This is a genomic window from Hydrogenophaga sp. GW456-12-10-14-TSB4 (assembly GCF_059424305.1).
In genome coordinates this window covers 1-11,390 of the sequence record NZ_JBWKZH010000109.1, presented here as the reverse complement: position 1 = coordinate 11,390, position 11,390 = coordinate 1, and the positions used below count along the sequence as shown (strand labels likewise).

Annotated in this window: 9 protein-coding genes; 2 read left to right on the top strand and 7 right to left on the bottom strand. The window is 63.7% G+C overall.

From position 1 onward, the window contains the following. Nucleotides 1-75: 75 nt before the first annotated feature. Together AC07ZS_RS28705 and AC07ZS_RS28700 are read left to right on the top strand one after the other, a co-directional pair. Entirely contained in the window at nt 76-813 is a 738-nt protein-coding gene (locus AC07ZS_RS28705; protein WP_494801848.1) for an arginyltransferase, read from the top strand. 102 nt (nt 814-915) lie between these two features. Further along, nucleotides 916-1,716, top strand: coding sequence for an IclR family transcriptional regulator (locus AC07ZS_RS28700; RefSeq protein WP_494801847.1), 801 nt, complete (start codon nt 916-918; stop codon nt 1,714-1,716). Between the two features lie 65 nt (nt 1,717-1,781). On the opposite strand, the gene AC07ZS_RS28695 is transcribed toward AC07ZS_RS28700, so the two are convergent. The 7 genes from AC07ZS_RS28695 to AC07ZS_RS28665 all read right to left on the bottom strand — a co-directional run bounded on the left by AC07ZS_RS28695 (nt 1,782) and on the right by AC07ZS_RS28665 (nt 11,098). Continuing rightward, nucleotides 1,782-2,951, bottom strand: coding sequence for a serine hydrolase (locus AC07ZS_RS28695; protein ID WP_494801846.1), 1,170 nt, complete (start codon nt 2,949-2,951; stop codon nt 1,782-1,784). 177 nt (nt 2,952-3,128) lie between these two features. Further along, entirely contained in the window at nt 3,129-4,670 is a 1,542-nt protein-coding gene (locus AC07ZS_RS28690; protein ID WP_494801845.1) for a 2-isopropylmalate synthase, read from the bottom strand. 42 nt (nt 4,671-4,712) lie between these two features. Next, nucleotides 4,713-6,401 carry a 2-isopropylmalate synthase gene (gene leuA / locus AC07ZS_RS28685; protein WP_494801844.1) on the bottom strand — a complete coding sequence of 563 codons (1,689 nt, stop codon included), beginning with the start codon at nt 6,399-6,401 and terminating at the stop codon, nt 4,713-4,715. Nucleotides 6,402-6,575: 174 nt separating this feature from the next. Next, nucleotides 6,576-7,388 (bottom strand): CDP-diacylglycerol--serine O-phosphatidyltransferase, encoded by an 813-nt coding sequence (pssA, locus tag AC07ZS_RS28680; RefSeq protein WP_494801843.1) that lies wholly within the window; start codon nt 7,386-7,388, stop codon nt 6,576-6,578. 166 nt (nt 7,389-7,554) lie between these two features. Further along, nucleotides 7,555-8,571, bottom strand: coding sequence for a ketol-acid reductoisomerase (ilvC, locus tag AC07ZS_RS28675; RefSeq protein WP_494801842.1), 1,017 nt, complete (start codon nt 8,569-8,571; stop codon nt 7,555-7,557). A gap of 142 nt (nt 8,572-8,713) precedes the next feature. Then, complete coding sequence (ilvN, locus tag AC07ZS_RS28670) at nt 8,714-9,205, bottom strand: acetolactate synthase small subunit (RefSeq protein ID WP_494801841.1); 492 nt, start codon at nt 9,203-9,205, stop codon at nt 8,714-8,716. Between the two features lie 117 nt (nt 9,206-9,322). After that, nucleotides 9,323-11,098 (bottom strand): acetolactate synthase 3 catalytic subunit, encoded by a 1,776-nt coding sequence (locus AC07ZS_RS28665; RefSeq protein ID WP_494801840.1) that lies wholly within the window; start codon nt 11,096-11,098, stop codon nt 9,323-9,325. Between the last annotated feature and the right edge of the window lie 292 nt (nt 11,099-11,390).

Sequence of the window (11,390 nt, the reverse complement as noted above, 5' to 3'; positions counted from 1 at the left end):
GCCCCACCCCGCCCCACGCTGGGAATTCGAGCCCGTATACTGGCAGCACATCCTCTCTGACGACGGTCCTCGCGCGTGACCCACCTCAAAGAACTCCCGCTTCAGGCGTTGCAGTTTTACGCCACGGCACCCTACCCGTGCAGCTATCTGCCGGACCGCCAGGCCCGCTCGCAAGTCGCCACGCCCAGCCACCTCATTCACAACGACGCGTACTCGGATCTGGTCACGCACGGCTTTCGCCGCAGCGGCATGTTCACCTACCGACCGTACTGCGACGGCTGCCAGGCCTGCGTGCCGCTGCGGGTGCCGGTGGCCTCCTTCATCCCCAGCCGCAGCCAGCGCCGTTCGATGAAGCAGCACCACATGCTGCAGACGCGCGTGCTCAAGCTGTGCTTCATCCCCGAGCACTACCAGCTCTACCTGCGCTACCAGAACAGCCGCCACGCGGGTGGCGGCATGGACCACGACAGCATCGACCAGTACACACAGTTCCTGCTGCAGAGCCGCGTCAATTCGCGCCTGGTGGAGTTCCACCAGCCGGGGGTCGACGGCGGCCCCTCCAGGCTCAAGATGGTCTCCATCGTCGACGTGCTCAACGACGGGCTCTCAGCGGTCTACACCTTCTACGAACCCGATGAGAAAGCCAGCTACGGCACCTACAGCGTGCTCTGGCAGATCGATCAGGCGCGGGCGCTGGAGTTGCCCCATGTGTACCTGGGCTACTGGATCGCTCAGAGCAGCAAGATGAACTACAAGGCCGGCTTCCAGCCGCATGAATTGCTGCACGAAGGCCGGTGGATCACCGCACCCTGAGACGACTCGATCGTGGGAACTGGTGCCGCCCGCCCCTAGGGCGACACCGGTTGGAGGATGTCGATTTCATCTTGTAAAATGAAGCACAACCTCTGACCTCTCATGACCAAACGTTCCGAGACCCTTCCCAGCACCCCGACCGTCCAGGTGATCGAACGCATGTTCAATCTCCTTGAGGTGCTGGCATCGCGGGAGGAACCGGTGTCGCTGAAGGAAATCAGCGAAAAGACCGGCCTGCACCCCTCGACCGCCCACCGCATCCTCAACGACCTCACTATCGGCCGCTTTGTCGATCGCCCCGAGGCCGGCAGCTACCGGCTCGGCATGCGGCTGCTGGAGCTCGGCAACCTGGTCAAGGCGCGCTTGAGCGTGCGCGATGCCGCCCTGCTGCCCATGCGCGAACTGCACAAGCTGATCCAGCAGCCGGTCAACCTGAGCGTGCGCCAGGGCGATGAGATCGTGTATGTGGAGCGGGCCTACAGCGAGCGCTCCGGCATGCAGGTGGTGCGCGCCATTGGCGGTCGTGCGCCCCTGCACCTCACCTCGGTGGGGAAACTTTTTCTGGCCGACGACGAGCCGCAGCGCGTGCGTGCCTATGCCACCCGCACCGGGCTGGCCGGCAACACCCGCAACAGCCTGACCCAGCTCGCCACCCTGGAGCGCGAGCTGGCGCAATGCCGCCAGGCCGGCCTCGCACGCGACAACGAGGAACTGGAATTGGGTGTGCGGTGCATGGCCGCCGGCATCTACGACGACCAGAGCAAGCTGGTGGCGGGCCTGTCGATTTCCGCGCCCGCAGACCGCATCGACGAGAGCTGGGTGCCCAAGCTGCGTTCGACCGCCGCCGAGATCTCGGCCGCACTGGGTTGCCCCAAGGTGCCGGCGCCCTCATCCGCCCGCTGAGACACTGGCACGCCATGAAAAACGGCCCTGACGGGCCGTTTTTCATGAGGCAGTCCAGGAGATGCTCATCCCTGGGGGCGAACCACCGCGCGCGCGTCGGTTTGCACCTCCACCCAGCGCCGCACGCGTTCGGCGTCCTGCATGCGACCCACCTTGCCGGTGGCGTCGAGAAACACCATGATCAACTGGCGACCGGCCACCTTGGCCTGCATCACAAGGCAACGGCCTGCTTCGGAGATGTAGCCCGTCTTCTGAAGGCCGATGTCCCACGACGGGTTCTTGATCAGGCCGTTCGAGTTGTTGTAGTGCAGCGTCCGGCGACCGAGGTCGACTTCGTAGCTGGGCGAGGTGGACAGGTCGCGCAGGATGGGCCGCTGATAGGCCGCCGACACCAAGGTCGCCAGATCGCGCGCGCTCGACTGGTTCGAGCTGGACAGGCCGGTGGGCTCCACGTAGCGGGTGTCCGCCATGCCCAGTTCCAGCGCCTTCCTGTTCATCAGGCGCACAAACTCGGACAGGCCACCGGGGTAGGTGCGGCCCAGCGCATGGGCTGCCCGGTTCTCGCTGGACATGAGCGCCAGGTGCATCAGCTCACCGCGACTGAGCGTGGTGCCCACGGCCAGACGCGAGCTGCTGCCCTTGAAGGTGTCCACATCGTCCTGCGTGATGGTGATCATCTCCTGCATGTTCAGGTGGGCGTCTGCCACCACCAGGCCGGTCATGAGTTTGGTCAGCGAGGCGATGGGCAGCACGGCAGCGTCGTTCTTGCTGAACAGCACTTCGTTGGTCTCCTGGTCCACCACCAGGGCCACGCTGGAATTGAGCTCGAGCGGATCGTCCATCGAGCGCAAGCCCTGGCGCGAACCTTCGGAGAGACGGGGTGTCACTGCGGCGCGCATCACCGCCTGCGAGGCCGCGGGCTTGCGCTGCACCGCCACCTTGTGCAGCGAGGTCGTCTTGCCCGCCGCCATCTGAACCTTCACGCGTTCTTGCGGCTTGCTGGCCACACGGGCGGTCTTGCGGGCAGGCGCCTGGGCCACCTTGGGTTGTACCTTCTTGGAGGCAGCCACCGTGCGCTTGGGCGCCGCCTTGACGGTCACCGTCTTTTTGGCAGCCTTCGCGGTTTTTGCGTTGGTGGCAGCTTGAGACTGCAAGGGCGCGAATGCCAGGGCGACCCAGCCGGCAACCGCCGCAACCAGCAGGATTTTGCGAAAGCGATCGACGCCGATGACCATAACTCCACTCCAGCAACAGGAATTGCGCAGGTGTGAAGTATAGGCAATTGGAAAAAAACTAGCAATATCAAAAGCTTGTGGAACTGTCTTCAGTGATCGGTAGAACAGATGCTACTTTTGGTGTCTTTTCTGAGCCTCACGAAACACAATTCATCAAGCCTTTGATTTCATTCGGTTTTATCCCTGTGCCGCAACGCGGTCGGATTTGCTGTGCAGCTTGTTCAACGCGCTCAGGTAAGCCTTGGCCGAAGCGACGACGATGTCCGGGTCGGCGCCCACCCCGTTGACAACCCGGCCGCCGTGCTGGAGGCGCACGGTCACCTCGCCCTGGCTTTCGGTCGAGCCACTGGTGATCGCATTGACCGAGTACAGCAGCAGCTCGGCACCGCTCTTCACGTGGTTCTCGATCGCTTTCAGGGAAGCGTCCACCGGTCCGTTGCCATCGCTCTCACCCTGGATCTCCTTGCCGTCCACGGTGAACACCACGCTGGCGTGCGGGCGCTCGCCGGTCTCGCTGCGCTGCTTGAGCGAGACCAGGCCGTACTGCTCCTTCTCGGCGGTCACGCTTTCGTCGCTGCACAGGGCCAGAATGTCCTCGTCGAAGATCTCGCTCTTGCGGTCGGCCAGTTCCTTGAAGGCGGCAAAGGCGGTGTTGATCTCGCTCTCGGACTCCATCTCGATGCCGAGATCCTGCAGGCGCTGCTTGAACGCATTGCGGCCGCTGAGCTTGCCCAGCACGATCTTGTTGGCGCTCCAGCCCACGTCTTCGGCGCGCATGATTTCGTAGGTGTCTCGCGCCTTGAGCACGCCGTCCTGGTGAATGCCGCTGGCGTGGGCAAACGCGTTGGCACCCACCACCGCCTTGTTGGGCTGCACGACGAAGCCGGTGGTCTGGCTCACCATGCGGCTGGCCGGCACGATCTGCGTGGCGTCCACCCCCACGTCCAGGCCGAAATAATCGCGCCGCGTGCGCACCGCCATCACGATCTCTTCGAGCGAACAGTTGCCCGCGCGCTCGCCCAGCCCGTTGATGGTGCATTCAACCTGCCGCGCGCCACCGATCTTCACGCCGGCCAGCGAGTTGGCCACCGCCATGCCGAGGTCGTTGTGGCAATGCACCGACCAGATCGCCTTGTCGGAGTTGGGCACGCGCTCACGCAAGGTGCGAATGAAATCGCCGTAGAGCTCAGGGATCGCATAACCCACCGTGTCCGGGATGTTGAGGGTCGTGGCCCCTTCCTTGATCACGGCCTCGAGCACGCGGCAGAGAAAATCGACATCGCTGCGGTAGCCGTCTTCCGGGCTGAACTCGATGTCGTCCACCAGGTTGCGGGCAAAACGCACCGATTGCACCGCCTGCTCCAGCACCTGATCGGGCGTCATGCGCAGTTTCTTCTCCATGTGCAGGGCACTGGTGGCGATGAAGGTGTGGATGCGCGCCCGGTGAGCACCCTTGAGGGCTTCCGCCGCACGCGCGATGTCCCGGTCGTTGGCCCGCGCCAACGAGCACACCGTGGAGTCCTTGATGGTGTTGGCGATGGCCTGCACGCAGTCGAAGTCCCCGTTCGAGCTGGCCGCAAAACCGGCCTCGATGACGTCGACCTTCAGGCGTTCCAGCTGCCGCGCGATGCGCAGCTTCTCGTCCTTGGTCATGGACGCACCGGGCGATTGCTCACCGTCGCGCAGGGTGGTGTCGAAAATGATCAGTTTGTCGCTCATGGGGAACTCCGTTGAAGTTGTATTGGTCGGCCCGATCAGGCATCACACCGTCTGGGCTTCAGATGTATTTGTGTGCGGTCGCGTCACCCGGTTCAAACCGGACAGAATGGCCTTGAAGGACGCCGAGACGATGTTGGCGTCGACCCCCACCCCGAACACCGTGCGCTGCTCGTCGATGCGCATTTCCACATAGGCCACCGCACGCGCCTGGGCGCCCGAGCCGATCGCGTGCTCGTGGTAGTCCAGCACGCGCAGCTGGCGGCCCATCACCGCCTGCAGCCCGTTGACGAAGGCATCGATGGGCCCGTTGCCCTGCCCGTCCACCGACACCGGCTGACCGGCCATCTCCACCTGCGCGGCCACGCGCACGTTCTGGCCGGTGAGGTCTTCCATGACAGGTTGCAGCGGCGCGGCGACCTGGGACAACCCATACTCGCGGTCGAAGATGTCCCACAGATCAGCGGCGGCCAGCTCCTTGCCATTGGCATCCATCACCGCCTGCACCACCTGGCTGAACTCGATCTGCAGGCGGCGCGGCAACTCAAGACCGTATTCGTTTTCCAGCAGATAGGCAATGCCACCCTTGCCCGACTGGCTGTTGACGCGGATCACCGCCTCATAGCTGCGCCCCAGGTCCTTGGGGTCCACGGGCAAGTAGGGGATGTTCCAGGGATCGTCCTCCCGGCGCGCCGCAAACGCCTTGCGGATCGCATCCTGGTGCGAGCCGGAGAACGAGGTGTAGACCAGATCGCCCACGTACGGATGGCGCGGGTGCACCGGCAACTGGTTGCAGTGCTCGACGGTGCGACGGATCTCGTCGATGTCGGAGAAATCCAGACCGGGCGACACACCTTGCGTGTAGAGGTTGAGCGCGACATTGACCAGGTCCAGGTTGCCGGTGCGCTCACCATTGCCGAACAGGCAGCCTTCGATGCGATCGGCGCCGGCCATCAACGCGAATTCGCCCGCCGCCGTGCCAGTGCCACGGTCGTTGTGCGGGTGCACCGACAACACGATTGCATCGCGCCGCGCGAGGTGGCGGTGCATCCATTCGATCATGTCGGCAAAAATGTTGGGCGTGCTGTGCTCCACCGTGGACGGCAGGTTGATGATGCACTTGTGCTCGGGGGTCGGTTGCCAGACCTCGGTCACGGCATCCACCACGCGCTTGGAGAAGGCGAGCTCGGTGCCCGAAAACATCTCCGGTGAGTACTGGAAGGTCCACTGCGTGGCGGGCTGCGAGGCGGCCAGCTCGCTGAAAAGGCGCGCCTGCGACGTGGCCAGTTCGACGATCTCGTCCTCATCCATGCCGAGCACCACACGCCGCATGACAGGTGCCACGGCGTTGTAGAGGTGCACGATGGCGCGCGGCGCGCCCTGCAAGGCCTCGAAGGTGCGCCGGATCAGCGGCTCGCGGGCCTGGGTAAGCACCTGGATGGTGACATCGTCCGGGATGAGGTTCTCATCGATGAGGCGGCGCAGGAAATCGAACTCGGTCTGCGAAGCCGACGGGAAGCCGACCTCGATCTCCTTGAACCCGATCTGCACCAGCAGCTTGAACATGCGCAGCTTGCGCTCCACGTCCATGGGCTCGATCAGGGCCTGGTTGCCGTCGCGCAGGTCGGTGCTCAGCCAGATGGGTGCCTGGGTGATGACGGCATCGGGCCAGGTGCGGTCCTTGAGACCGATCGGCTGGAAGGCGGGGTACTTGCTGGCAGGGTGTTTCAACATGGTGCTCTCTCGATGTTACTGAAACCCGCAGCCCCAAAAACACAAACGGCCCGCTGCAGGTGCAAACGGGCCGTTTTGAATGGAATGCGCGCGCGCTACCAAGCCTGCCCGTGTCGGACATCCAGTAGTAGGGCGAAAGCGCGAAAACTCATGGCTCAAACTGTATCACAAAGCTCAATCGTCGTGCAGACCACGCTCGTCGGGCTCGTCGGTGGAGGTGCTGATGACACTGGTCGGGCGGCCTTTGGCCTTGCGCCAGAAGTACACCGCATAACCCGACAGCCCGTACACCACGAAGAGCGCGAACAGCACGGTGGGCGGATGGATGTTGATGACCGCGATGCCGAGCGCCACCAGCACGATGGCCGCGAACGGCACGCTCTTCTTCAGGCTCAGGTCCTTGAAGCTGTAGAACGGCACATTGGTCACCATGGTCAGGCCCGTGTAGAGCGTGATGACGAACATGGGCCAGGTCACGTCCTGCGCCGGCACTTCCAGCTCGGTCATGAGCCAGATGAAGCCGGCCACCAGGGCGGCGGCCGCGGGCGACGGCAAGCCCTGGAAGTAGCGCTTGTCCACCACGGCCGTGTTGACGTTGAAGCGCGCCAGCCGCAGGGCGGCACAGGCGCAATACACGAAAGCGGCGATCCAGCCCCAGCGACCGATGTCGCGCAGGGTCCACTCGTAGGCGATGAGCGCCGGCGCCGCGCCGAAGGACACCATGTCGGACAGCGAGTCCATCTGCTCGCCGAACGCGCTCTGTGTGTTGGTGAGGCGCGCCACGCGGCCATCCAGGCTGTCCAGCACCATGGCCACGAAGATGCCCACGGTGGCCAGGTCGTAACGACCGTTCATGGCCATGACGACCGAATAGAAGCCGCCGAACAGGGCGGCGAGCGTGATCATGTTGGGCACCATGTAGATGCCCTTGGGGCGCCTGGGGCGTTCGTCGCTTGGCGTCATAGTGGGTTCGGTTCCGTCGTGCATTCGGGTCTCCGTGCGTCGCGGCATCGCAGGAACCGTCGGCACCTGGCGCAGCACTCTTGCACAGAATGCCGCAGTGTAAAGCAGTGTGTCTGTAGGAAAAGACGACAAAGGCCACCGAAGTGGCCTTTGTCGTCGATGTGCGCCGCGTCGCGGCGCACGCGGCGCATCAGTTGCGGGTCTGGTCCACCAGCTTGTTCTTGGCGATCCAGGGCATCATCGCGCGCAGTTGCGCACCCACCACTTCAATGCTGTGGTCGGCGGTGTTGCGGCGGCGAGCCGTCATCGACGGGTAGTTCAGGCGGCCTTCCTGGATGAACATCTTGGCGTAGTCGCCGTTCTGGATGCGCTTGAGCGCGTTGCGCATGGCCACGCGCGACTGCTCGTTGATGACTTCCGGACCGGTCACGTACTCGCCGTACTCGGCGTTGTTCGAGATCGAGTAGTTCATGTTGGCGATGCCGCCTTCGTAGATCAGGTCCACGATCAGCTTGAGCTCGTGCAGGCACTCGAAGTAGGCCATCTCGGGCGCGTAGCCGGCTTCGACCAGGGTCTCGTAACCCATCTTGATCAGCTCGACGGCACCGCCGCACAGCACGGCCTGTTCGCCGAACAGGTCGGTCTCGGTCTCTTCCTTGAAGTTGGTCTCGATGATGCCGGCCTTGCCGCCACCGTTGGCCATGGCGTAGCTCAGCGCCAGATCGCGCGCCTTGCCGCTCTTGTCCTGGTGCACGGCCACGAGGTGGGGCACGCCGCCACCCTGGGTGTAGGTGTTGCGCACGGTGTGGCCGGGGGCCTTGGGCGCCACCATCCACACGTCCAGATCGGCGCGCGGCACGACCTGGTTGTAGTGCACGTTGAAACCGTGAGCGAAAGCCAGCGAAGCGCCTTGCTTGATGTTGGGTTCGACGTTGTTCTTGTAGACCTCGCCGATCTGCTCGTCGGGCAGGAGGATCATGACCACGTCGGCGGACTTGACCGCGTCGTTCACTTCCAGGACGTTGAGACCGGCCTTGCCGACCTTGTCCCAGGAAGCGCCGCCCTTGCGCAGACCGACCACGACCTTCACGCCGCTGTCGTTGAGGTTCTGGGCGTGTGCGTGACCCTGGCTGCCGTAACCGATGATGGCCACGGTCTTGCCCTTGATCAGGGACAGGTCACAGTCTTTGTCGTAGAAAACTTTCATGTTTTGCTCCAATGGATTTGATGGGTTGTGCCGTTCTTCGCGAGCCTGTCGAAGGGCTCTCGGTACCCCGGCCTGCCACAAGGGCGGACCGGAGCTTCGACAGGCTCAGCGCGAACGGGCAAATGGCTGAGCCCCGAAAAAGTCAAACGCGCAGGATTCTCTCACCTCGGCCGATGCCGCTGGCGCCGGTGCGCACGGTTTCCAGAATGGCCGAGCGGTCGATCGCCACCAGGAAGGCGTCGTTCTTGCCCTGATCACCGGTCAGTTCGATGGTGTAGCTCTTCTCGGTCACGTCGATGATGCGACCCCGGAAGATGTCGGCCATGCGCTTCATTTCCTCGCGCTCCTTGCCCACGGCGCGGACCTTCACCATCATGAGCTCGCGCTCGGTGTAGGCACCTTCCGTGAGGTCCACCACCTTGACGACCTCGATCAGGCGGTTGAGGTGCTTGGTGATCTGCTCGATCACGTCGTCCGACCCCGTGGTCTGGATCGTCATGCGCGAGAGGCTGGGGTCCTCGGTGGGCGCCACGGTCAGCGACTCGATGTTGTAGCCACGGGCCGAAAACAGGCCCACCACGCGGGAGAGTGCGCCGGGTTCGTTTTCCAGCAGGACAGCAATGATGTGTTTCATGTTCGATTCCTCTTTTCGCCGCCCTCCCCTGCGCACGGTAATGCGCAGGCTCGGCGGGCAATAGATTCGTCTGAGGGGATGAAGCGGCGAAGCCCCTTCGTCGCTTCGCTTCGGGAATTACAGGTCTTCGGACCCCAGCAGCATCTCGGTGATGCCCTTGCCCGCCTGAACCATCGGGAACACGTTCTCGGTGGGGTCGGTGCGGAAGTCCATGAAGACCGTGCGGTCCTTGAGCTTGCGCGCTTCGCGCAAGGCCGGCTCCACGTCCTCGGGCCGCTCGATCAGCATGCCCACGTGGCCATAGGCCTCGGCGAGCTTGACGAAGTTGGGCAGCGCGTCCATGTAGCTGTGGCTGTAGCGGCCTTCGTAGTCGATTTCCTGCCACTGCCGGACCATGCCCAGGTAGCGGTTGTTCAAGGCCACGACCTTGATGGGCGTGTTGTACTGCAGGCAGGTGGACAGCTCCTGGATGCACATCTGCACGGAGCCTTCACCGGTCACGCAGAACACTTCGCTGTCGGGTTTCGCCAGCTTGATGCCCATGGCATAGGGAATGCCCACACCCATGGTGCCCAGGCCGCCGGAGTTGATCCAGCGGCGCGGCTCGTCGAAGCGGTAGTACTGGGCCGCCCACATCTGGTGCTGCCCCACGTCCGACGTGATGTAGGTGTCGGCGTCCTTGGTCATGCCCCACAGCGTTTCCAGCACGTACTGCGGCTTGATCACGTCCTTGTTGCCACGGTCGTACTTCAGGCAGTCGCGCGAGCGCCAGGTTTCGATGGTCTTCCACCACTCGGCCAGGGCCTTGTCATCGGGCCGCACGGTGCTCTCGCGAGCCATGCTGATCAGCTCGGTCAGCACGTCCTTGACGTCGCCGACGATGGGCACGTCGACCTTGACGCGCTTGGAGATGCTCGACGGGTCGATGTCGATGTGAATGATCTTGCGCTCGTTCTGCGCAAAGTGCTTGGGGTTGCCGATCACGCGGTCGTCAAAGCGCGCGCCGACGGCCAGCAGAACGTCGCAGTTCTGCATCGCGTTGTTGGCCTCGATCGTGCCGTGCATGCCCAGCATGCCCAGGAACTTGCGATCGGAAGCCGGGTACGCGCCCAGGCCCATCAGCGTATTGGTGACCGGGTAACCCAGCATGTCCACCAGCGTGCGCAGTTCATTGGTGGCGTTGCCCAGCAGCACGCCGCCGCCGGTGTAGATGTAGGGCCGCTTGGCCGTCATCAGCAGCTGCAGGGCCTTGCGGATCTGCCCGCCATGGCCCTTGCGCACCGGGTTGTACGAGCGCATCTCCACCGATTCGGGGTAGCCGCTGTAAGGCACCTTGTTGAAGGACACGTCCTTCGGGATGTCCACCACCACCGGGCCGGGGCGGCCGCTGCGGGCGATGTGGAAGGCCTTCTTCATGACCATCGCCATGTCGCGCGCATCCTTGACCAGGAAGTTGTGCTTGACGATGGGGCGGGTGATGCCCACGGTGTCGCACTCCTGGAAGGCGTCCAGGCCGATCGCGGCGGTCGGCACCTGGCCGGTCACGATGACCATGGGGATGCTGTCCATGTAGGCCGTGGCGATGCCGGTGATGGCATTGGTCACGCCGGGGCCGGAGGTGACCAGGGCCACGCCCACGTCGCCGGTGGCGCGCGCATAACCGTCAGCGGCATGCACGGCGGCCTGTTCGTGGCGCACCAGCACGTGCTGGATGGTGTCCTGCTTGTAGAAAGCGTCGTAGATGTGCAGCACAGCACCGCCGGGATAGCCCCAGATGTACTTCACCCCTTCGGCCTGGAGGGCCTTGATGAGGATTTCTGCGCCGCGGAGTTCTTGGGTAGCTGCGCCATTGGCGGCGGCAGCCGAGGCCAGTTCGGCCTTGCTGATTTCCATGATGAACCTTTCGAGAATTTCTCTGACGAAAAACCTTGGGTGCCTCTTGACCCACTCTTGTGGAGCGGTTTCGAGACTTGAGACCAATGGCCATGAGCGGACACATACCCCGCCGGACCCTGATCCGTTTGCCTTGTTTTGAATTGCAGCGGGCATTATCGCACTGCAACAAGGTTTTTCCAGCCCGTGCGGCCGTAAGCCGCCCCAAAAAGCCCTCCGGCGTGCCGCAATGCGACAATTCCCCCCTTTCCCGCCGCCTTCGCGCCCCCTTCGCCTGCCTCATGCCCGTGCC